Consider the following 21,374-nt stretch of genomic DNA (forward strand, 5'->3'; position numbering starts at 1 on the left):
TTCAGGGTGCGCAGGGTGGTGCTCACTGGTCTTCCTTCCGGCTGCCGCGCAGCTGCACGACGTAGGCGATCGTGGCGGTGATGACGCCCATGACGATGGCGACGGTGGCCGCCGAGTTGAACTGCTGGCCGGCGAACGAGAGGTTGTAGGCGTACATGTTCGGCGTGAAGTAGGACGAGATGACGTTCTCGGCCAGCGGCTTCAGCACGTTGGGCTCGTTGAAGAGCTGGAAGCTGCCGATGATCGAGAAGATCGTCGCGATCACGATCGCGCCGCGAGCGGCGGGCAGCTTGATCGCGGTGATGACCTGGAAGCCGCGCGCGCCGTCGATCTCGGCGGCCTCGTACAGCTCGGCGGGGATCGTCTTCAGCGCCGAGTAGAAGATCAGCATGTTGTAGCCGATGTACTCCCAGGTGACGATGTTGCCGATCGAGGCGAGGATCCACTGGCTCGAGAGCGGTCGCAGGACCTCGGCTCCGAGCAGGTCGTTGATGTTGGCGGTGAGCCCGAAGTTGTTCCCGTAGAGGAAGCCCCAGATGAGGACGGCGACGACGGCCGGCACCGCGTAGGGCAGGAAGATCACCATCCGGAACAGGCCCGACGCGTAGAGCCGCGCGCTGTCGATCGCGAGGGCCGCGATCAGCGAGAGGAGCAGCATGACCGGCACCTGCACGAGCAGCACGAGCACGACCCGGAGGAAGCCGTCCCAGAACTGCGGATCCGAGAGGACCGCGGCGTAGTTGTCGAGGCCGACGAAGCTGTTGCCGCCGATGATCCGGTTCTGGAACAGGCTGAGCCAGAAGGCGTAGGCGAGCGGAGCGAGGAACACGAGGACGAACACGGCGGCGAAGGGGCCGGTGAACTGCCAGCCGCGCCAGTCGCGGCGCGCTCTGGTCGGTCGCGGGGGCGCCGGCGCCCGGCGGTCGTCGTCGGAGCGGAGCCGCTCCATCATGGTGGTCATCGGCCGGTCTCCTCTGCAACGGTGCGGAGCACCCGGACGTCCCAGGGTCCGAGTTCCACGGGGGTGCCGGGAGCGAGCTCCCGGCCGGTGAGCACGTCGACCGCCGCGCGCTCGAGCGTCGCGGCCCGCGGGGTCCATCCCCAGTTGAAGACGAAGACGAAGCGCGAGCCGGAGGCGGTGCCCGAGGACACCGTCACCGCGCGGTGATGCGCGGTGACCACCGGCTCCGCCGCGGTCAGTGCGAAGCGCACGACCTCCCGGGCGAGCTCGGGGTCCGGCACGGTGCCGACCACCGTGATGTCGCCGCGGCCGTACCGCGTCGTCGTCACGGCGGGGAAGTCGCCGAACCGGGGGTGGACGTAGCCCGCCAGCACGGTCGCCCCGGTGGGGAGGAGCCCGTCGATCCACAGCGTCGCCCGGGCGTCGGCCGAGAGCGGCAGGAGGGTCGATCCGGACACGGGGACCGGGGTCGGCACGGTGCTGAACTCCTCGTAGCCCACCTGCGCGGGGCCGGCGAGGCGCGCCGGCGCGGGCTCGATGCGGGCGCGCGCCTCGTCGTCGCCGTAGGCGGTGCGCGGGCCGAGGACGAGGTGGCCGCCGAGCGCCGCGTACTCGCGCAGCAGCTCGAGGTCCTCGTCCGTGCAGACGTACAGCGCCGCCGCCACGATCACGGGGAAGCGCCGGGCGAGTTCGGCGGCGCCCAGGCCGCGCGCCTGCTCGACGTGCAGGATGCGCGCCTGGCCGCCGGCGTCGACGATCCCGCGGTGGAAGGAGTCGACGATCCGCTCGTAGGACTCCTCGTCGGGCCGGCCGTCGCGGCTCAGCGGCGGCATGAACTGCAGCGCGTACCGGCTCGAGGTCGACCAGAGCACAGCGGCGTCCGCATCCGGGACGTAGCCGTCGAGCGCGTCGCCGAGGGCGGCGAGGTCGCGTCCGATCGCCGAGACCTCGGAGTAGACGCGGCCGGGGACGAGGCTGTGCGGGAGGACCCCGCCCCAGTAGGTCTCGGCGCCGAACGGCAGCGTGTGCCAGTGCCAGTACTCGATCATCGCCGCGCCGCGCGCCACGAAGGCGAGGGCCGACTGGCGCAGCTGGCCCGGGTAGGGCGGGAGGTTGTTGTCGGCGGTGTCGATGGCCTGCGCGTTCGTCTCGGTGACGAGGTAGCGCTGCTGGCGGGAGGCGTAGAGCCGGTCGGCCTGGCGCAGCAGGCCCGGGACGCCGGAGGTCGTCCAGTAGTTCGGGTGCTCGTGCTCGACACCGGTCTCGAGGTGGTCCTGCATGCCGTAGTAGGGGTTGCCCGCTCCGATGTCGAGGGCCTCGAACACGGCGCGCTCGTCGACGCCGCGTCGCGGGTACTGGAGGCAGGTGGTCACGAACTGGTCCTCGCGGGAGTACTCGCGGACGAGGCCGGCCTGCCACGCGATGAAGTCGGTGGTCACCGCCGACTGGTACCGGCGCCACGCCAGGTCGTACTGCGGGAAGGTGTTGCCGTCGGGGCGCCAGAGCTCGCTCCAGTCGTCGATCCGGTGCGACCAGTAGGTGAGGCCCCACTCGCGGTTGAGCGTCTCGACGTCGCCGTACTGCTCGCGGAGGCTGCGCACGAACCCGGTGAAGACGCCGTGGTTGTGCAGGAGCTCCAGGCCCGGCTCGTTGTCGACCTGGTAGCCGATGACCGCGGGGTGCGCGGCGTAGCGGCCGATGATGCGGCGGATCACGCGCTCGGAGTGGAAGCGGAACGCGGGGTGCGAGTAGTCGACCTCCTGGCGGGCGCCCCAGGCGATGCGCTCGCCTGTGCGCCGCTCGCCGGCGATCTCGGGGTGCGCGGTCTGCAGCCACGGCGGCACCGCGTAGGTGGGGGTGCCGAGGATCACGCGGATGCCGCGCTCGTGGGCCTCGTCGAGCACCCGCTGCATCCACTCGAGCTCGAAGACGCCGTCGCGCGGCTCCCAGGTCGACCAGACGGATTCGCCCACCCGGATCGCGGTGATGCCCGCCGCGACCATCAGATCGAGGTCCTCGATCAGCCGGTCCGAGACGTGGTACTCGGGGTAGTAGGCGACACCGAGCAGGATCTGCTGCGGCAGTGTCGGCAATGCGGAAGTCATGGCTCTGGGCACTCCATCGTGGTGAACTGTTCTCGATAACAGTTGGCAGAGGCGATTGTGATCGACAACATTGGAAAAAGCAAGACCGCCCCGACGGAGGACCGCATGACGACGACCACCGACCCCGGGACCCCGGGTCCTCCGACGACCGGCACGATCTACGACATCGCCCGCGTGGCAGGGGTCTCGCACGCCTCCGTCAGCCGCTACATGCGCGGCCTCGACATGCGGCCCTCGACGAAGCAGAAGATCGAGGCCGCACTCACGACGATCCGCTACCGGCCCAACCTCAGCGCACGGGCGCTCATCTCGGGGCGGTCGATGCGGATCGGGGCGCTGACGCACGAGGTGAGCCAGGTCGGGCCGAACCGCATCATCCAGGCCGCGACGAGCGCCGCGCGCGACGCCGGCTACCTCCTCGACGTCGTGACCCTGGACATGGCCGATCCCGCGGAGCTGCAGGACGCCCTCCAGCTGCTCACCCGGCACGACCTCGCCGGGCTCCTGGCCTTCGCGTCGACGGACGGCGTGCGGGAGGTGTTCGAGCACACCGACTTCGGCGTCCCCGTCGTCATCGCCGCGGAGGAGGAGGCCGACGGAGCGACGCTCGCCGCGTCCGGTCACGGCGTCGTCGAGCTCGTCGACCACCTCGTCGAGCTGGGGCACGAGGAGTTCGTCCACATCGCCGGCCCTGCAGCCTGGTCGGCCGCCCGCAACCGGCTCCGCGCGGTGGTCGCGGCGCTCGAGCGGCACGGCCTGCCCCCGGCCCGCATCCTGCACGGCGACTGGTCGGCGCGCTCCGGATTCGAGGCGATCGCCGCCCTCGAGCGCCTGCCGACGGCGATCCTGGCCGCGAACGATCAGATGGCGCTGGGCGCGCTGCACGCCCTCGATGCACGCGGCGCGTCGGTCCCCGGCGACGTCAGCGTGACGGGCGTCGACGACACTCCCGAGGCGGCCTACTTCACGCCCGGCCTGACGACGCTCCGGCTCGACTTCGAGGCGCAGGGGAGGGAGGCGCTGCAGGCGCTCCTGGACCGGATCGAGGATCCGGCCGCAGCCGATCGAGCGGGCGCGCCCCGTCCCTCGCTCGTCGTGCGCGCCTCGACCGGTCCGGCCCGCTGACGCGGCGTCAGTGCGGCGCGGGCCCGGAGGAGCGCCGCGGGACGAGCTCGGAGGCGAGCGTCACGTGCGGTGCGGCGTCGACCCCGTCGATCAGCGCGAGCAGCTCGCCGAGCGCCGAGCGGCCCTGACCGGCGAAGTCGACCCGGAGGGTCGTCAGCGGCGGCACGAGGTAGGCCGCCTCCGGGATGTCGTCGACGCCGGTCACGCTGACGTCCTCCGGCACGCGCAGCCCGCGGTCGGTGAGTGCGAGGACCGCTCCGAGGGCCATCTGGTCGTTCGCGGCCACGATCGCCGTCGCGCGGACCTCGTCGAGGCCGCGGACGAGCTCGTAGCCGGAACGAGCCGACCAGTCGCCCTCGAGCACCGCCGTCGAGTGCAGGCCGTGCCGGGTCACGGCGCTCTCATAGGCCTTCCGGCGGTTGCGCGCGGCCGACCAGGTGGGCGGCCCCGCCAGGTGCAGGAACTCGCGGTGGCCGAGATCGGCGAGGTGCGCGACGAGGGCCGGGAAGCCCTGGGTGGTCAGCTGCGACGGCGAGCGGGTGGCGTCGTCGTCCTCCTCGACGGCCAGGTGCGCGGGGACGCGGAAGCGGGACGTGCGGAAGGCGCGGGTCATCTCGTCGGTCGACGCGAGGGCGAGGACGCCAGCGAGTTCGTGCTGGGTGACCAGATCGAGCGCCTCCTCGATCGCGGCGGAGTCGCTCATGTCGAGCGAGACGATGTCGAGGACGTAGCCGGCCTCGCGGGCGGCGGTGCTCGCTCCCTGCAGGATCTTGCTCGGCCCGACCTGGTCGATCTCGTGGGTGAGGGCGCCGATGCGGTGCGAGCGGCGAGCGCGCAGGGAGCGCGCGGTGAGGTTGGGGCGGTAGTCGAGCTCGGCGAGCGCGGCCTCGACCCGCGAGCGGGTGGCGGGGCGGATGCCCTCGAAGCCCTGCAGGAACCGCGTGACCGTCTGGTGCGACACTCCGGCGACGCGGGCCACGTCGTAGATCGTCGCCTGCTTCGCGGGCGCACGCGCGGGAAGTGATTCCTCCGCCATGGACTTCCCCCTTCGAGCACCGGTGCCGGGCCGATGTCGATCCAGTGTGACGCGCAGGCTTGCGCTCCTCGGGTCTGTTGTCGATAACATTGGCGAAAGCCGCGCGAAGTGATCGACAACATCGCGCGGTGAGGGACTCAGAGGCGAGGACCGGGCCGGCAACGACTCGAGCTCCGCCTCGTCCGCCAGCCACGACCGAAGGAACGAGAACGATGAGGTTCACCACGACGTCCCGGCGCTCCGGGATGCTGCTCGGAGCAGTGGCGGTCGCCGCCGCGCTGCTCGCGGGCCCGACGATCACCGCCCAGGCCTACGTGCCGCAGGGCGGAGTCGTCTATCAGCTCGGGAACGAGCCGTGTCTGAAGGGGCGCGGCAACTGCATCGTGTACCCGAAGTCGGTCCAGCTGCCCAGCGGACGCATCGTCGCCGCGTTCGAGAAGGCGACCGTCGTCGACTACCCGGCGCCGGACTCCATCGGCGGCGCGGTCGGCGAGAGGATGCCGATCTACAAGAGCGACGACAACGGCGACACCTGGCAGCCGCTGACCGAGCTCGGCTCGCCGGCCGAACTCTCGAGCGACCCGGCCATGGACAAGTACTCCAGCAACTGGACCAACCCCTACTTCTACGTCATGCCCGAGACCGTCGGGGACATCGCCGCCGGCACGCTCCTGCTGGCTACCGTCGTCTCGGGCGAGGATGAGTTCTACCGCGAGCAGAAGGCCGCGAACCCCGCCTGGGTCCCCGACAACGACGGCGACCGCCGCGACGTGTCCATCGCCCTCTACGCGAGCAGCAACGAGGGCGCCGACTGGCGGTTCGTCAACATCATCGCGGCGGGCGGCTGGCAGGGCGGCAGCGCCGGCGCCGGCGGCCGCAACGTCTCGCAGGCCAACGCGACGCGTCAGCAGGACCCGCTGTGGGAGCCGCACCTTCGCGTGCACCAGGGGAAGCTCCTCGCCTACTACTCGGACGAGAACGACTACCTCGACTACGACCGCACGACGGGCGTTCCGATCGGCACTCCCGACAACGCGACGGGGCGCGACGACCAGAGCCAGATTCTGGCCCACAGGACGTGGGACGGCCGCTCAGCGTCCTGGAGCGCTCCCGTCGTCGACGTCTCCGGCCCGAGCTTCTCGTTCGACGGCCGCCAGCACATCGGATTCGCACGCCCCGGCATGACCACCGTCGCTCCCACGAACGACGGCAAGTGGCTGATGACCTTCGAGTACTTCGGCGGTGGCGACAACGTCCGCTACAAGATCGCGGACGATCCCGAGCGGTTCTTCGCCGACGGCGACCCGGACGGCACGAACATCAGCCAGCTCCCGATCACCCCGGGCTCCAGGCCGCTGTCGACCGGCGGCAGCCCGGTGCTGATGCACCTGCCCGACGGGCGGATCGCCTACAACGCGGCCGGCAGCGGCAACGTCTGGGTGAACGACGGCGCGAGCTTCGGCCGGTGGACCGAGTACCAGACGCCGCTCGGCGGCGGCTACAGCCGCAACCTCCAGTACGACAGTGAGACGGGCCGCGTCCTGATCCTGCAGTCGGCCTGGGGCGGACCGACCGAGCAGCCGGTGATCCGGCACGCCGACGTCGACTTCGGACGCTCGGCGGGCGAGTACTACCAGCTGGTCAACCGTCGCTCCGGACAGGTGCTCGGAACGAACTCGAACACGACCGACGCCGTGATCGGCAACGGCGACCAGCCCGACGTGCGCGCGGAGGCGGCCGACTCCGCCGCGAACCCCGCCACCCAGCTCTGGCATCTCACCGCCAAGCCGGCCGGCGGCACCACGCTGCTGAACAAGTCGGGTGGACGCGCGGCGACGGTCTGGACCGGGAACGCGACCACCGGCCAGCGGATCGGCCAGTGGATCGACGACCGCGCCGAGGGGCAGTGGAACATCGTGCAGGTCGACGGCACTCACGTCCGGCTCCAGTCGCGGCAGAACACGTCGCTCTTCCTCACCGCCGCCTCCGCCGGAGCCCCCGCGACCCTTCAGGCCGCGGTCGCCGACCAGTCGCAGGAGTGGCGGCTCGTGCCCCAGGGGCAGCTCGCCGGCTCCACCCGGCTCGTCAACGCGAACAGCGGTCTCTGCGCCGACGTCCTCGGCGCGAGCCAGAGCGACCGGGGCGCTGTGAACCAGTGGACGTGCAACGGCGGCACCAACCAGCAGTGGCGCGCCGTCCCCCGTGGGACGAACGTGGCACTGGTCAACGCGAACAGCAGCAAGTGCCTCGAGGTCTACGGCTTCAGCACGCAGAACGGCGCCGCCGCCACGCAGTACTCCTGCAACGGAGGGGCCAACCAGCTCTGGACGCGCACCGTCGCCGCAGACGGGACCTCGACCTACCGGAACGTGCACAGCGGCCTCTGCCTCGAGGTCCAGAACCGCTCCACCGTCAGCGGTGCGGCGCTGAACCAGTGGACCTGCAACGGAGGGACGAATCAGCAGTGGCGCCCCTGATGCGGTGAGAGCCGCGCTGCGCCCGACGATCCGCCTCCTCACGGCCCTTCCGTGGAGTCGCGGCGGTGATGCAGCGCAGATCGCGCCCGAGCGGGTCGGGCGCGGGCGGGACGGCCGTCGGCAGGAGCATGCTCCCCGGCGGCCGTCCGTCGTGAGCGGGCTGCTCCCTCGCGCCGACCTAGGCGACGGCGGCGGCGCCGCGCAAGGGCTGGCTCGCCCCGGCGGCGGCTGGTCGAGTGGACCCATGCAGGAAATCACCTACGCGTCCAAGTGCATCGTGACCACGGACGCGGTCGCCGACGCGCTCCTCGAACTGGTCACCGCGATCAACCGCCACGACCACTCCGAGGCCGTCACCGTGCCGGCGTTCACCGACGAGGGCGAGCTCATCGACGCGCGGATGACCCTCGACGCGAGCAGCGAGCTCGTCGCGGTGCCCGTCGAGCTCGACATCGACCAGGATCCGTCGGTGTCCGACGTCCTCGAGGCCGCGGTCGCCGACCTGCGCAAGCGCATCGCGAAGAACCGCCCCGACGACTCCTTCGTCGCGCACCCGATCGCCCTGCCTCTCGCCGACCGCGAGACGATCGACTTCGACGACTTCTGAGTCCGGCTCCTCGCCTGAACGGTGCCCGCGCGACTCCCGCCGTTCACCGCCCGTCCCTAGCCTGACGGCCATGGCGATCACCGGTACCGTGCCTGCCCCCGTTCGACGACATCGGGAGTCGATCCTGCTGGCCGTGCTCTCGGCGACGGTCGGGATGCTGCTGCTGGCGCACGCGGCCGCACAGGGGATCGGCGCGGCGGTCTTCTGGCGGCCCTGCTGGACCGAAGGGTACGAGAGCGCGGCGTGCTCGTTCCTGCAGTACGAGGCGGTGTCGCCGCTGCAGCTCCTGCCGTTCTGGCTGTGGTTCGCGGAGGTGTTGCTCGCCCTCGCCGTGATCGGCGCCTCCGTCGCCGCGGGCAGGCGGCTGGGCACCGCGGGCCTCGCGCTCGTCGCCGTGCTGGCGTCGAGCGCGCTGATCGACCTCGTCTTCACCCCGGCGATCAACGGCGGACACACCTCCGCCGACGAGCCGCCGGGCGCGGGGCTGATCGGCGCCGCCTTCCTCGTGGTCGCGGCGGCGCTGATGTTCCGCGTCGCGACCCCGTACCGCCGCCCCCCGCTGCCGGTCGAGTAGCCCCGCAGGGGCGTATCGAGACCCACCCACTCCCGGACATCGCGGATCTCGAGACGCGCGCTCCGCGCGCTACTCGATCAGCAGAGGGAGGCGCGGCGCCCGCCGCGTACCCGAGGAGGGCCGCCGCAGAACCTCAGCCAGGAGCACCCTTCAGCCACCATCGCGGCTGAGGAGCCCTCTCGACCGAGGTTCCGCACGCCTCCCGCGTCCTCTCCGGGTGGAGGCACCCGCGGCCTCGCTGGTCGAGCAGCCCCGCAAGGGCGTCTCGAGACCCACGTCTCCCAGAAGGCCGACCGCCGGGACCCGTCAGGAGATCCCGTAGCTGAAGTCCAAGTCGTACCCCTGCTGGTCGCCCTCCCAGGAGAACTCGACCGGGGCGTCGGGGTGCTCCTCCAGGCGCACGCTGCTCGAGGGGGTGATCAGCGCGTGCACGAGTCCGCGGTTCAGCGACGGGAATCCGACCCAGCGTCCGACGCTCGAGACGCCGTCCAGCAGCGCCGAGCGCAGCGCGTCCAGGTCGATCTCGGGTGCGAGCGTGTAGTCGAAGCCGTCGAGCGTCAACCGCGTCACAGCCATCCAGGTCCTCCTCCGGTCCGTAGTCACGGTAGGTCGGGGAGGCATCGGCGGCGAGACGGTTGACATCTCCCCACCCGGGCACGGCGGGACGGAGGAGCGCTCTCAGCGACGCGCGGCGTCGAGCAGCTCGCGCGCCTCGGTGCTCTCGGGGAACTGCTGCAGGACCCGCTCGAGGTCGCGTCGCGCCGGCGCTCGCCGCCCGTCCGAGAGGTGCGTGCTGGCGCGCTCGAGCAGGGCCTCGGCGCGCAGCTCGAACGGGCGGGCGGTGGTCACGTTGGGCCGCACCACCTTGTCGAAGGCGTCGAGCGCGCTCTCGATGAGCCCGAGCTCGCGCAGGGCGACTCCGCGGCGGATGAGGGCGGCCGCCGACGCCGCGTCGACGTTCACGATCCGGGAGGTCAGCTGCGCGATGTCCGACCAGCGGCGGCGAGCGGAGTAGAGCGCCGTCAGACTCGACGCGGCGAGCGTGGACGGCGCGAGGGCCTCCACCGCGGCCGCGGCGCCCGCGGGATCCTCCGCCGCGGCGAGCTCCGCGAAGAGCAGCCGCAGCGACTCCGTCTCGAGCGGCACCGTGACGTCGAGCCCCGCGCTGAGGGGGAGGCGGACGGAGAGCGAGATCCCGTAGCGGCTGAGGAACGGGTCCTTGCCCGGGTCGTAGCGGCTGCGCACCAGCCAGCCCGTGAGCCGCAGCGCCCGCTCGTCGTCCGGCCGGTCCAGGGCGTCGCGCGCCAGCTCGATCACTGCGGCCAGTCGGGCCCCCTCGGGCGCTGCAGCGGTCGCAGCGTGCAGCTCGGGAGCAGGGGCGCCGGAGCGGACGAGGCGGATGAGCGCCGCCTCCCACGGCTGCGCGAGAGCGGAGGGACGCACCAGGCCGGGACCGGACGGCATCGAGATCGCAGCCGAGAGCCGCGTGCGGCGGGGTCCGCGGGCCAGCGACAGGTCGCTGACCGGCTGCAGTCGGGCCCGTCCGAGCGCCCGGAGCGGCCCGTCCTGGCGGAATCCGACTGCCACTGCGACCCTCCCGCGCTCGGCGGGGCACCCGACCCCCGGCTGCTCCGAAGTGCCGAGTTTACGCACTCAGGATGGACGTTTCCCCCCGAACGGGGAGTCTTTGTGGTGTCGCGCAACGAAGGACGGTGCGGGAGTCGATTCCCGCCCCGCCGAGAGGAGCGCGCCCCGCCCGTACCGGGCCGCCGCCGACCTCGCTAGCGCTTCTCCGGAAGGCGAGCGGGTCGTCGTCGCCAGGAGAGCACGGCGTGGGCCAGAAGGCCGCCCACGACCGCGCCGAGGGTGTTCGTGATCCCGTCGCTCGTGTCGCACGCACGGCCGATGGCCGGCACCACGGCCTGGACGAGCTCGACGACCGCGGACAGCGCGCTCGCCCCGACGATCGCCGCCACCGGTCGCCGCCAGCGCACTCCTGCGAGGAACGCGACCGGCACGAACAGCAGGATGTTCGCCATCGACTCCACGGCGGTCGGCGTGAGAGTCGGCCACTCGACCGCGCAGGCGACCTCCGGTGCGGTTCGGCCGCTCTCCGGGTAGAGCGTCAGCGCTGCGACGGCGACGAGCGCCGCGGAGAGCAGCGCGGCGGTCGCCCGGGGCCGCGCGACGAGCACGCGGCCCGCGAAGGGTGCGATCACGATCACGCCGACGAGGACGGCGAACGCGAGCCACGGCACGGTGACGAGCAGGGTCGAGAGCATCGGTCGAGACTACCGGCGCGCCGACGCGGCGCCGTCGGGCCGTGTGCTGAGCCGTGAGGGACTCAGCTCTCGGGGAGGAGCCCGTCCACGAGCCGGTCGATCGTGGTCGACGGCGCGGTCGCCGGATCGACCGCAACGGTCAGCTGATCGAGGATCAGGCCGGTGATCGTGTAGTGGAACAGGACCACGTGCTCGCGGTCGCCGAGAAGCTTTGGCTGGAGGTGGAAGGCGACGTCGGCGTCGAGCCCTGACCAGGCCCATCGCGCGAGGGCGTCGTGCACCACAGATCTGCGGGTGGCTTCCAGGCGCAGCTCGAACAGATCGATCGCAGCATCCCGGTCGGACGTCGATCGGCCGACGAGGGCGTTCCCTGCAGGAGGCGAAGGCGGCCCTGCCCGATCCGGTGACGCCGGGCTCCTCGGAGTCGGACGGTGCCAGACGAGCGCCGATGCGCTCCAGGATCGCGGCGATGATCGCTGCGCGATCCGGGAAGTAGCGCACGCGACGCTCGCGGTCCGGCCGAGGTACCGGACGGGCACGCCGATCGCGGCCGCCGCGGCGAGTGCACCCGTGATGACGCCGAACCGTGCGAGCAGCGCGTCGCCGACGAGCGGCGGGGCCCTCGGCCTCGGCCCGGCGCGTCGGTTCAGGCCGCGGAGCAGACCACCCAGGCTCGAGCGACCTGGAACGCCGTACTCGCCAGCACGAAGGCGAGGAACGCCGCCGGCGGGACGGTCCAGGAGAGCAGGACGCCCTTCCGCCGGACGAGCATCAGGACGGCGCTGAGCATCAGTGCGTACGCAGGCGTCCCGGCTGCTGCGACGTTGACGCCGAACTGCCCCCACGCCTCTGCAGCAGACGGAGGATCGATCGAATCCTCGTGTCCCCACTGCCAGACCGCAGTGCCCAAGAACGCGGCGAAGGTGCAGAGTGCCGCGCTCACGACGCCGACCGCGAGGAGCGTCCCCGCGAGGACTCCCGAGCCGGCCCGGTTCAGTCGGGAGGCGACGAGCACCCCGGCTGCCATCACGAGCACAGCCCCGGCGTACCAGTAGGTGTCGACCGGGACCTCGACGGGCCGCGCGCACATCCCGAGAACGTTCGTCAGCGGCTGGAAGCCGGCCAGGGCTTGCACGACGAGCGCACTGACGACCACGAGGACGAGCAGGGCCGGGAGGAGCGCACGCAGCAGGCACGGAAGGAGCCGCGCTGATCGGCCCGACCTCATCGCCGGCACCGGACGAGCGAGCGCGACGTTCCTCTCCCGCGCAGCCCGCGCTCCTCGGAGAGAGAAGCGCTCACCAGACGGGTTCGTGCTGCTCGGGGAGCGACGTCGACACAGGATTCTGCCTGATCACGCCGTTCACGTCTCCGACCGTCGTCGCCGTCGCAGCGTCGAGGTTCAGGGTGTCGCCCTCGAACAGCTCGGCCGAGCTTCCGCGTCGAGGCTCGTTGATCCTGTCCAGGTACGAGACCTCGAGGCAGAACCGGTCCGCGATGTACTCCGGGATGTCGCCGGAACCGACGACGTAGGCGACCGGTACTCCGTCCGGTCCCAGGATCGGCTCCCCGGTCGCGTATTCGCGGGATCCCCGGTCGTCCGGTCTCTGCTGCGGTTCGAGGCCGACCGGCGGCCGATCGGCGAACTCGGCGGGCAGGCAGCCGCTCAGTGTCGGCTCCGGTGCATCCGAGGACGCCACCGACGTCGGCGTGCCGCCGGCAGTCGGTGCCTCGGCTCCGCTCCGCGTCGGCTCGACGGTCGCGGTGGCGACGGCGGTCGGGGCGACCCGATCAGGGATCGGTGGCGCCTCCGCGCACCCTGCGAGAAGAAGCACCGCTGTAGTGGCGCCGACGGAGAGACATCGGCCTCTCGTGAAGATGATCCGCCCCATCACCCGATTGTGCCCGAGCCGCAGCCGCAGCCGTCCTCACCGCACGAGCGACAGGGCCAACACCCCGATGAACGGAACCATCACCAGCAAGCAGATCGAGCCGTAGTGCCAGAACCCGGTGAGGGAGTCCCTCCCCCCGACGAGACGGCTGAGCGCTCCTGTGACCAGCGGCGGGAGCAGGAACAGGAGCAGCCGCGGCGCCGTCGTCGTCGCGTCGGGTGCCCTCCAGTCAGGGTGGTCGTCGCGATCCAGCGGTGGGAGCTGCAGGAGGAGGAACGCGAGCGTGAGCAGAGCAGCCGGGCCGACGGCCAGGCAGGTGAGGGCGACGGCGACGGCGCGCGCGCCCGGTTCATGCGAGGGCCCCTCGTGCGTCGGTTCGGAGGGCCGCACGTCGTGCTCGTCTGCTGATCGCCTCGCCGCAGTGCTTATCGCGTGAAGCGAGTCACTCCGGCCCGATGATCGCGGAAGCGATCAGGGCCATCGCGAGGATCGTCGTGCTGCTCCGTTGTGGCGGGGCGGCGTCGGATCGCTGCGTGGCAGACACTCTCCTCGGGTCGTCCATCAAGAGGAGGTGGACGTCAGCCGGGCCTGAGACGACGGGTCCGGCGAAACTCGCTCGTCACACCGGGCGCAGCGCAGAGCGGACCACGACGACTCCGGCCCCGAACTCCTGATCGAGGTCGGCCTGGATCGAGCCGTCGTCGTAGACGACGATCGCGTGGACGATTCCGTCCCACTCCACCGCGTCCACGTGGTTCGCATCCTCGGACCGGCGTGCGTGGAGGTCCTCGAGCGCCCGCGCGAGGGTCTCGGAGTCGGCCGAGCCGACCGACGAGGCGAACGGATCCTCCTGATCGACTCCGGACTGGTCTCCCACCGCGAACGGCCGAGTGAGGGTGACCGCGGACCCGTCCCATGTGCCGTACAGCGTTCCGTCGAACCAGCGCGTCCCGCCCGTCTCCGGCACCTCGGGAAGAGCGTCCCAGTCCAAGCCGATCAGCGCGACCGTGTCACCGGAGCACTGAGGAGGCGCCGACTCCCTCACCGCGGAGAGGCACAGCAGCGGCACCCCCGAACCCGGACCGGACTCGATCACCGATCCGGAGCCGATCAGCTCCCCGGGAGAAGGCGACCCCGACCCTCCTGAACCGCATCCCGCCACGGCGAGCACGACGACCCCCAGACCTGCCGGACACCACGAACGCCGGCCCATGAGCCCATCCTCTCAGCACGCCTGAACGGCCTGAGGATCGACGTGCGATCACTGATCCTCCGGCGATGCGCTCTGACCGGAGGCGGTAGGCAGCCCTGCGCCCCCTGCCGTTCATCCGCCGACCCGAGAGTGGACAGGTGCAAACGCTCTCCACCAGAATCTCCGCGGGGATCGCGAGCGTCGCCACCATCCTCGCCCTCGTCGCCGGTCTCCTCCTCGACGGTTTCACGCTCGCGTGCAACGAGCCCGTTCCGCGAGGCAGCAGAACGGCACGGATGACGGCGACGACTCCGTGAACGGATTCACGGTGCTGCAGCTCTCCGATGCGGGATCGAGAGTCTCGTAGGCCGACCAGGAGGTCGACCGCGAGGATCAGGTCAGTGACACGGCGACGAAGAGCGAGGTCGCCGCCAGCGCGAGCCCGACGGAGCCCAGGACGATGATCATCCACCGGCGCAGGTCTGCGCCGTCGTGGTGGAACGTGACCCGAAGGCGTTCGAAGATCAGCCGTGACCGGACGATCAGACCGATCCCGACGATCGCCTGCGCAAGACCGATGGCGCAGACCAGCCACACCATCCACGAGGAATCTCGGGTGTCGCTGTCGACGATTCCCTCGTCGAGAACAGTCCGCGTGACTCCGCTGCCGACCGCGAGCACGAGGCCGACGCCGACGATGCCCGTGAAGCGCAGTCTCCCCGGTGTGGATCTCGACGCGGCCTGCTCGCGAATCGACCGCGGCGCCGCGACGGGAAAAGTGCGAAGCGCGGCGGCATTCAGCCGGGCCAGCGCGCCGGGCCAGAGGATCGCGACGACCATCACGGAGAGCATGAGGGGGAGAACCACCATCATCATCACCAGCGCGGCAAGAGGCATGTTCGTCCCGTTCTCCGACTGGTCGATAGAACGTCTGCGTTCGATGGGTGCAAGAGGCGGGCCGGCCCTCGTCGTCAGTGAAGATGTGATCCGCGACAGCGGGTCGGGCGCAGTCCGTCATGAAGGAGAGTACGACCCGAACTGTCCCGCTGTCGATCACGATCGCTCCGGAAGGCGATCAGCGACCGGTTGCCGAGCGGGGCCAGCGCTTTCGTGCGCCGACTCCTCGATCTTGCTGATTCCCGCCGCGCAGGCCCAGTGCCGCTGATCTGAAGCCCCCGGCTGTGCAGAGAGTCGTCGCGGCCCAGACCGGCGACACCCTGTGCCCGAGAAGGACACTCGCGACGGAGACGATTGCGAAGAATGCGCAGGCAGCCGGGCAGACCGCGCTGATCCCCGCAGCCACGCGTCTTCCCGTCGTGGCTAGAAGGAACCGTCGAGCAGCGTAGGCGTCAGGACCGTGACGAGGTGAACGACCTCGAAGGCGGACAGCACGACGGCGAGGATCGCTGATCCGCGGCGCAGACCACCGAGAGCTCGCGCGCGTGAGACAGCGATGATGCCCAGGGCGAGACCGGCGATGCCGAGTGGGGGGAAGAAGATGCCGAGGATCGCGCAGAGCAGCGCGAACTCTGCCGCGACGTTTCCTGCCGGCCGACGACTTCGCACAGGCCCGGTGTGGATGGGCGTTGCGGGAGCCGTCTGTGAGGTCCACGTTCGGCCGTCCCAGTACCGCTGGGTGTTGGTATGTGTCGGGTCCGTGTACCACCCGGGGGCAATGTTGCTCATGGCTGGAGATCCTCAGTTCAGCTCGTCGATCGGGCGCAGCTCGGTACTGGGGCTACCTGAACCAGAAGAGCCAGAAGACGAGGACGGAGACCGGAGCGAAGCCGACAAGGGCCCGTCTGACTCCTACTCCGTCTCGGCGCCGGCCTTTCACGACCCCGATGATCCCGAGGACGAGTGCCACGAGACTGACGAGGGGCACGGGCAGAAGGAGAAGCGGAAGGAATCGCATGATGAGCGCGAACAGTAGCCATCCGAGCGCGCCGGTGATCCCGAGTGCCATCGCGGCTGTGGCGACAGGATTGCGGAGGTTCGACGGCGGCACGGGAGCTGTTCGGGGTGTCCAGGTGGTGCCGTTCCAGTAGCGCTGGATCTTCGGCTGCATCGGGTCTCGGTACCAGCCAGGCTCGGTGTCGGTCATCGCTCGGAGTCTTGCAGAGCTCCGGCCGCGGACCGGCCGCATGTACCTCGGAATGGGGCGTCGAGCGCCCCACCCTGGTCATCCGACGCGTCGAATCTCTCCGCCCGGCGTACCTGGAGTCTCGTGTTGAGGGGCTCAGCTGGTGGATTCGAATAGCGACCGCTCACGGCCGGGGTCAATGTCGGCACGGTCGATGACCCGGCCGCAGGAGGGAAGAGAGCGGTTGGCCCTGTCAGTGTGCGGCCTGGCAGGACCCTCGGCCGGCCGCTCTGCCGTCCTGTCAGACGGGGCCCGGTGGTGGGAATGGGGTCCGTGGCACAGAATGAGCTTCCCTTCGCTGTCCGTGTCCTGACGATCGGGGCGCTGGCCGGGGCGACCCTCGCTGGTGCGCATGCAGTCTTCGTCGGCGTTCTGCAAGCTCGTTCCAACGCTGCGAACGGCGGTGACGGACAGGGCGCCGCGGGCACGGCACTGTTCTTCGCCGTCTACGAGATCCCCGTCGCGATCGCGCTCGGCCTGCTGGTCGCCGGCGCGATTCGGGCGATCATGCGGAGTAGGAGGAGCCGCAAGCTGTCCCGCTGACGGGTCGCTCATCGGAGCACCGTGCAACGGTTCTCCTCGTACCGGCAACCGGCCCGAGTGTATCGAGCACCCAGGGCAGCCGTGTGAACGCGGGCATGACACGGATGATCCTCTTCTACCGGGAACGCCTCCCGCCGCACGGCTGCAGGCCCTTGCCGTCCCGTAGGGGGATCGCTAGCCGCGGCAGCGGTACCGCTCCGCGAAATCGGTCGCAGTGAAGCCCGTTCCGTCGGTCATGGCCTCGATGCTGGGACACATGTCCTGACGCAGCGATGCCGGCTGGGGGACGCAGCCGAACTCCTCATGCGGGTGCTCGGGGATCCGGATCGTGCCCGTCTGGCCGGGGGCAAGGCGGAGATCGGACCAGGAGCACGACCAGTCGAGGTCGGCACCGGTGTCGTTGCTGAGGCTCACGGAGTGGGAAGGGCCGATCAGCAGCAGATCTCCCAACCAGAAGCAGAGACCTGTCACCCCAGCCAAGACGGCGATCGCGAGAGCGACCCGCTTCAGGCGCTGGCCAAGGGGCACCCGCACAGGTGCGCCAGCATGCCAGCCTGTCGAAGCTCCGCGAGCGGATCGATCAGTCACGGTGCCACCCTCCCGCCGACGTGTACAGGAGAAGAGTAGGGGCCCGCTCCGGGCGACTCTTCCCGCGAGCGGAAGTCGCGAAGCCGGCGCTGCCGTCTCGCGGCACACGGCGGCCGGCGTCGGTGTGCTTCTCGCATACTCCGCGCAGCTCGGCAGTGTTGTCGGCCGAAGGATTTCTCGCAGTGCCTACTTGTCGCCGCGCCTCGCCTTACGGCGAACGATGATCACGAACACCGCGACGACGCAGAGGACGACGAATTCTGTGAGTTCCGGCGTTCTCCAGCGGCAGTGCGGCGCCGCTGCGTATCGCGCCTAGTCGAGGAGCTCGGTCCGGATCCGAGCGGCGACGGCCTCTCGGAGGGGACGGACGTTCTCGGCGCTCCAGTCGGTCGGGTCGGGGAACGTCCATTCCAGGAATCGGCCGGTCGGCGTCGCGGGGAGCGCGAGCCCCGGCTTCATCGCGATCACGATGTCGGCGTTCTCGAGGTCTTCGACGGTGACGGCGCGGGGGGTGCGGTCGCTGATGTCGAGGCCGAGCTCGGCGACGGTGGAGGCGATCGCAGGGTTCACCGTGTCCGCGGGCGACAGCCCGGCGGAGGTGGCGGTGTAGCGGTCGCCGGCGAGGACTTCGAGCAGGCCGGCGCCGAGTTGGGAGCGGCCGGCGTTGTGCTGGCAGAGGAAGAGGACGGTGGGCTTCTGAGTCATGCGGGGATGCTGCTTCCGGTGTTCGTGCGGGTCCAGGTCTGGGCGGCGATCTGCACGGCGTCCCAGGGGGAGCCGAGCGGGGGAGTGTAGGAGAGGTCGAGGTCGGAGACCTGCTCGACGGTGAGGCCGGCGAACAGGGCGGTCGCATAGGTGTCGACGCGCTTCGCCGTCTCGGTGCCGAGGCGGCCGACGAGCTGAGCGCCGAGCAGGCGTCCGTCGCGCGTGTCGCCGGTGATGCGGATCGTGATGGGCTGCGCGCCCGGGTAGTAGCGCTTGTGGTCGTCCGCGACCGCGGTCGTCGTCGCCGGAGCGAAGCCGGCGGCGAGGGCCTCGTGCTCACGCAGGCCGGTGCGGGAGGCGACGAGATCGAAGACCTTCACGACCTGAGTGCCCACGGAGCCGGCGAAGCGGGCATCGCCGCCGAGGGCGTTCTCGCCCGCGACGCGGCCCTGCTTGTGCGCGGTCGTGCCCAGCGGCAGGTAGGTGCTGCCGAGCAGGCGGTGGTGGGTCGTCACTCCGTCGCCCGCGGCGAACACGTGCGGGAGGCCGGTGCGCATCGCCTCGTCGACGACGACGGCGCGGCCGGCGCCGAGGGACGCGCCCGCGCGGGCGAGCAGGTCGGTGTTCGGCTTCACGCCGACGACCACGAGCACGACGTCGGCGGTGCGGGTGAGGGGTGTGCCGTCGTGGTCGGCGTGCACGGCGAGGCCGGTGGCGGTCTTCTCGATCGAGGCGACGGTGGTGCGGGTGAGGACTTCGACGCCGTGCTGGTCGAGCTCGGTGTGGACGAGGGCGCCGAGTTCGGGGTCGAGGGTGGAGAGCACCTCCGGGCCGCGCTGCAGCTGGGTGACGCGGAGGCCGCGGACGGTGAGGGCTTCGGCCATCTCGAGGCCGACGTAGCCGGCGCCGACGATGATCGCGGTCTGCGGGTCGCGGCTGTCGAGGTAGCGCTCGAGGGCGAAGGTGTCGCCCATCGAGTGCAGCACGTGCACTCCGTCCTCCGGCCCCAGCTCGTCCACGCCGACGATCCCGGCGGAGGACGCGAGGGCGCCGGTGCCGACGACCAGCTCGTCGTACCCGATCCGGTCGAGCGTCCCGTCCGGGGTGCGGACGGTGAGCTGCTGTCCGGCGACGTCGATGTCGGTCGCGAAGGTGTCCAGGCGCAGGGTCATGCCGGTGGCTTCGAGGTCGGCGTGGGTGCGGTGCGCGAGGGACTGCCAGGGCTGCACCTCGCGGGAGAAGTAGTACGGGATCCCGCAGATGGAGAAGTTCGGGTAGGAGTCGGCGACGACGACGGTCACGTCGACGGACGGGTCGAGCTCGCGGGCGCGCAGCGCGGCGGAGATCCCCGCGTCGCTGCCGCCGATGGCGACGAGATGCATCAGAAGGCCTTTCAGATCAGACATGTGACGAGGTCGAGGCGGCCGGGACCACGAGGCTCCCGGCGGCCCGGGCGGCGCCCGGGAAGAGGAACACGGCGATTCCGACGCCGATCGCGGCGCCGGCGAGCTGCGCGGCGACGAAGGGCAGGACGGAGGTGGGGGCGATGCCGGCGAAGGTGTCGGTGACGACGCGGCCGAGGGTCACGGCGGGGTTCGCGAACGAGGTCGAGGACGTGAACCAGTACGCCGCACCGATGTACGCGCCGACCGCGGCGGCCGCGAGCGGGCCGCGGTTCGTCCGAGCGAGGGAGAGGATCACGAGGACCAGGCCCGCGGTGGCGACGACCTCCCCGAGCAGGTGCCCGGCGGTGACGCGCTCGGTCGTCGCGATCGCGGTCGGGACCTCGAACATCGCGTTCGCGAGGACCGCGCCGCCGATGCCGCCGAGCAGCTGCGCGCCGACGAACACCGCCAGCTCACGGCCAGACAGGCCGGAGCGGTCGCGGCGACCGAGGAGCGCGTCGACGGCGGAGACGAGCGGGTTGAAGTGCGCCCCCGACACAGGGCCGAAGACGAGGATCAGCACCGCGAGTCCCAGAGCGGTCGCGAGGGAGTTCTCCAGCAGTTGCAGGCCGACGTCGTCCGGGGAGAGGGTCTGCGCGGCGATGCCGGAGCCGACGACGATCGCCACGAGCAGGCCCGTGCCGAGGAACTCGGCCACGGCCCGACGAGCGAGCGGAGGAGGGGAGGTGGTGTCCATGTCGTTCGTCATCTTGACCGCTCGCGATCACTCAGTCAAGATTGAGTCAATGAACACCGAGCGAACCGAACTGGAAACGCGTGCCGCTCGGCACGCGGCCCTCAGCGACCCCGCACGCCTGCGGATCACCGACCTGCTCACCCTCGGAGACCTGGCGCCGCGAGAGCTGCAGGACCGGCTCGGGATGCCCTCGAACCTCGTCGCGCACCACCTCGCTGTGCTCGAGCGGGAGGGCATGATCCTCCGACGCCGTTCGGAGGCGGACCGGCGCCGGAGCTACGTGCACCTGATCCCGGGCGCGTTCGATCAGCTCGGGCCGTCGACCACCGCTGCAGCGCGGCGGGTGTTGTTCGTGTGCACCGCGAACTCCGCCCGATCCCGACTCGCTGCGCAGCTCTGGGCGCAGCGCAGCCCCATCCCCGCCGCCTCTGCCGGCACCCACCCGGCCATCGCGGTGGCCGCCGGAGCGATCGCCGCCGCCGAACGTCACGGCCTCCCGCTGCCCATCGGCGCCCCCCAGCAGTTCGCCGACGTCGCCGTCGACACCGACCTCATCGTCACCGTCTGCGACGCCGCCCATGAGGAGCTCGGCTCGGAGGCGCTGCACTGGTCGATCCCCGATCCGGTGCCCGCCGGCACGGACGCCGCGTTCGATGCCGCCTACGACGAGCTCGCCGCGCGCGTCGACGCTCTCGCGGCGAGAGTCACGGCCGCCTGATCAGACGCGGGTGAGCATGCCTGCGAGGGAGTCGAGGGCCCCCGGGACGAGGGAGAAGTACGCCCACGTGCCGCGCTTCTCGCGAGCCAGGATCCCGGCGTCCACGAGGATCTTCAGATGGTGCGACACCGTGGGCTGACTGAGCCCGACCGGCTCGGTGAAGTCGCAGACGCACACCTCGCCCGAGCTGCTCGATGCCACGATCGACACCAGGCGGAGCCTCGCCGGATCCGCCATCGCCTTCAACGCCCGCGCCAGCAGCTCCGCGCCCTCCGCGCTCAGCG

25 protein-coding genes are annotated in these 21,374 nt (G+C 71.0%); 6 read left to right on the forward strand and 19 right to left on the reverse strand.

Features of this window, described 5'->3' with window-relative positions; translation table 11 throughout:
• Positions 1–22: 22 nt before the first annotated feature.
• Entirely contained in the window at positions 23–961 is a 939-nt protein-coding gene (locus LRG51_RS18860) for a carbohydrate ABC transporter permease (protein WP_372488201.1), read from the reverse strand.
• The gene (locus tag LRG51_RS18865; RefSeq protein WP_230674190.1) at positions 958–3,066 is read right to left on the reverse strand and encodes a beta-galactosidase; all 2,109 of its coding nucleotides are present in this window, start codon (positions 3,064–3,066) and stop codon (positions 958–960) included. The genes LRG51_RS18860 and LRG51_RS18865 overlap by 4 nt, the downstream gene beginning before the upstream one ends.
• Before the next feature lie 105 nt (positions 3,067–3,171).
• Here LRG51_RS18865 and LRG51_RS18870 point away from each other — a divergent pair, with 105 nt between their 5' ends.
• Positions 3,172–4,191 carry a LacI family DNA-binding transcriptional regulator gene (locus LRG51_RS18870; protein WP_230674191.1) on the forward strand — a complete coding sequence of 340 codons (1,020 nt, stop codon included), beginning with the start codon at positions 3,172–3,174 and terminating at the stop codon, positions 4,189–4,191.
• A 7-nt stretch (positions 4,192–4,198) separates the two neighbouring features.
• Here the strand turns inward: LRG51_RS18870 and LRG51_RS18875 are convergent, their stop codons facing one another.
• Positions 4,199–5,227: a LacI family DNA-binding transcriptional regulator gene (locus LRG51_RS18875; RefSeq protein ID WP_230674192.1), complete on the reverse strand. Its 1,029-nt coding sequence runs from the start codon at positions 5,225–5,227 to the stop codon at positions 4,199–4,201.
• Between the two features lie 212 nt (positions 5,228–5,439).
• Here LRG51_RS18875 and LRG51_RS18880 point away from each other — a divergent pair, with 212 nt between their 5' ends.
• From LRG51_RS18880 to LRG51_RS18890, 3 genes are all read left to right on the forward strand, one after another.
• On the forward strand, positions 5,440–7,704 hold the full coding sequence (locus tag LRG51_RS18880) for an RICIN domain-containing protein (RefSeq protein WP_230674193.1): 2,265 nt from the start codon (positions 5,440–5,442) through the stop codon (positions 7,702–7,704).
• A 244-nt stretch (positions 7,705–7,948) separates the two neighbouring features.
• On the forward strand, positions 7,949–8,311 hold the full coding sequence (locus LRG51_RS18885; protein WP_055789542.1) for a hypothetical protein: 363 nt from the start codon (positions 7,949–7,951) through the stop codon (positions 8,309–8,311).
• Between the two features lie 70 nt (positions 8,312–8,381).
• The gene (locus LRG51_RS18890) at positions 8,382–8,885 is read left to right on the forward strand and encodes a hypothetical protein (protein WP_230674194.1); all 504 of its coding nucleotides are present in this window, start codon (positions 8,382–8,384) and stop codon (positions 8,883–8,885) included.
• Between the two features lie 306 nt (positions 8,886–9,191).
• Here LRG51_RS18890 and LRG51_RS18895 read toward each other — a convergent pair whose 3' ends face one another.
• From LRG51_RS18895 to LRG51_RS18945, 11 genes are all read right to left on the reverse strand, one after another.
• Positions 9,192–9,461, reverse strand: coding sequence for a hypothetical protein (locus tag LRG51_RS18895; protein ID WP_230674195.1), 270 nt, complete (start codon positions 9,459–9,461; stop codon positions 9,192–9,194).
• Between the two features lie 102 nt (positions 9,462–9,563).
• On the reverse strand, positions 9,564–10,472 hold the full coding sequence (locus tag LRG51_RS18900) for a tetratricopeptide repeat protein (protein WP_230674196.1): 909 nt from the start codon (positions 10,470–10,472) through the stop codon (positions 9,564–9,566).
• Between the two features lie 194 nt (positions 10,473–10,666).
• On the reverse strand, positions 10,667–11,167 hold the full coding sequence (locus LRG51_RS18905) for a VanZ family protein (protein ID WP_230674197.1): 501 nt from the start codon (positions 11,165–11,167) through the stop codon (positions 10,667–10,669).
• 62 nt (positions 11,168–11,229) lie between these two features.
• Positions 11,230–11,706 (reverse strand): hypothetical protein, encoded by a 477-nt coding sequence (locus LRG51_RS18910; RefSeq protein ID WP_230674198.1) that lies wholly within the window; start codon positions 11,704–11,706, stop codon positions 11,230–11,232.
• Between the two features lie 107 nt (positions 11,707–11,813).
• On the reverse strand, positions 11,814–12,395 hold the full coding sequence (locus tag LRG51_RS18915; RefSeq protein WP_055789565.1) for a hypothetical protein: 582 nt from the start codon (positions 12,393–12,395) through the stop codon (positions 11,814–11,816).
• Positions 12,396–12,465: 70 nt separating this feature from the next.
• Positions 12,466–13,002: a hypothetical protein gene (locus tag LRG51_RS18920; RefSeq protein WP_055789568.1), complete on the reverse strand. Its 537-nt coding sequence runs from the start codon at positions 13,000–13,002 to the stop codon at positions 12,466–12,468.
• 93 nt (positions 13,003–13,095) lie between these two features.
• Positions 13,096–13,449 (reverse strand): hypothetical protein, encoded by a 354-nt coding sequence (locus LRG51_RS18925; RefSeq protein ID WP_055789573.1) that lies wholly within the window; start codon positions 13,447–13,449, stop codon positions 13,096–13,098.
• Between the two features lie 229 nt (positions 13,450–13,678).
• On the reverse strand, positions 13,679–14,155 hold the full coding sequence (locus tag LRG51_RS18930) for a hypothetical protein (protein WP_055789574.1): 477 nt from the start codon (positions 14,153–14,155) through the stop codon (positions 13,679–13,681).
• 489 nt (positions 14,156–14,644) lie between these two features.
• Complete coding sequence (locus LRG51_RS18935; protein WP_230674199.1) at positions 14,645–15,148, reverse strand: hypothetical protein; 504 nt, start codon at positions 15,146–15,148, stop codon at positions 14,645–14,647.
• Between the two features lie 423 nt (positions 15,149–15,571).
• Positions 15,572–15,937, reverse strand: coding sequence for a DUF2510 domain-containing protein (locus LRG51_RS18940; RefSeq protein WP_230674200.1), 366 nt, complete (start codon positions 15,935–15,937; stop codon positions 15,572–15,574).
• Positions 15,938–15,989: 52 nt separating this feature from the next.
• Entirely contained in the window at positions 15,990–16,355 is a 366-nt protein-coding gene (locus tag LRG51_RS18945; RefSeq protein ID WP_230674201.1) for a DUF2510 domain-containing protein, read from the reverse strand.
• Positions 16,356–16,667: 312 nt separating this feature from the next.
• Here LRG51_RS18945 and LRG51_RS18950 point away from each other — a divergent pair, with 312 nt between their 5' ends.
• Positions 16,668–16,937, forward strand: coding sequence for a hypothetical protein (locus tag LRG51_RS18950; protein ID WP_230674202.1), 270 nt, complete (start codon positions 16,668–16,670; stop codon positions 16,935–16,937).
• A gap of 174 nt (positions 16,938–17,111) precedes the next feature.
• Here the strand turns inward: LRG51_RS18950 and LRG51_RS18955 are convergent, their stop codons facing one another.
• The 4 genes from LRG51_RS18955 to LRG51_RS18970 all read right to left on the reverse strand — a co-directional run bounded on the left by LRG51_RS18955 (position 17,112) and on the right by LRG51_RS18970 (position 20,372).
• The gene (locus LRG51_RS18955; RefSeq protein WP_230674203.1) at positions 17,112–17,465 is read right to left on the reverse strand and encodes a hypothetical protein; all 354 of its coding nucleotides are present in this window, start codon (positions 17,463–17,465) and stop codon (positions 17,112–17,114) included.
• Between the two features lie 372 nt (positions 17,466–17,837).
• Entirely contained in the window at positions 17,838–18,230 is a 393-nt protein-coding gene (locus LRG51_RS18960; protein ID WP_230674204.1) for an arsenate-mycothiol transferase ArsC, read from the reverse strand.
• Positions 18,227–19,612: an FAD-dependent oxidoreductase gene (locus LRG51_RS18965; protein ID WP_230674205.1), complete on the reverse strand. Its 1,386-nt coding sequence runs from the start codon at positions 19,610–19,612 to the stop codon at positions 18,227–18,229. Before LRG51_RS18965 ends, LRG51_RS18960 begins: the two co-directional genes overlap by 4 nt.
• 16 nt (positions 19,613–19,628) lie before the next feature.
• The gene (locus LRG51_RS18970; RefSeq protein WP_230674206.1) at positions 19,629–20,372 is read right to left on the reverse strand and encodes an aquaporin; all 744 of its coding nucleotides are present in this window, start codon (positions 20,370–20,372) and stop codon (positions 19,629–19,631) included.
• 49 nt (positions 20,373–20,421) lie between these two features.
• On the opposite strand from LRG51_RS18970, the gene LRG51_RS18975 reads away from it, so the two are divergent.
• The gene (locus tag LRG51_RS18975) at positions 20,422–21,090 is read left to right on the forward strand and encodes an arsenate reductase/protein-tyrosine-phosphatase family protein (RefSeq protein ID WP_055789595.1); all 669 of its coding nucleotides are present in this window, start codon (positions 20,422–20,424) and stop codon (positions 21,088–21,090) included.
• On the opposite strand, the gene LRG51_RS18980 is transcribed toward LRG51_RS18975, so the two are convergent.
• On the reverse strand, positions 21,091–21,372 hold the full coding sequence (locus LRG51_RS18980) for an ArsR/SmtB family transcription factor (RefSeq protein WP_230674207.1): 282 nt from the start codon (positions 21,370–21,372) through the stop codon (positions 21,091–21,093). It lies immediately after the preceding gene.
• Between the last annotated feature and the right edge of the window lie 2 nt (positions 21,373–21,374).

This window comes from Rathayibacter sp. Leaf248 (assembly GCF_920939495.1).
In the GTDB taxonomy this organism is placed as follows: domain Bacteria; phylum Actinomycetota; class Actinomycetes; order Actinomycetales; family Microbacteriaceae; genus Rathayibacter; species Rathayibacter caricis.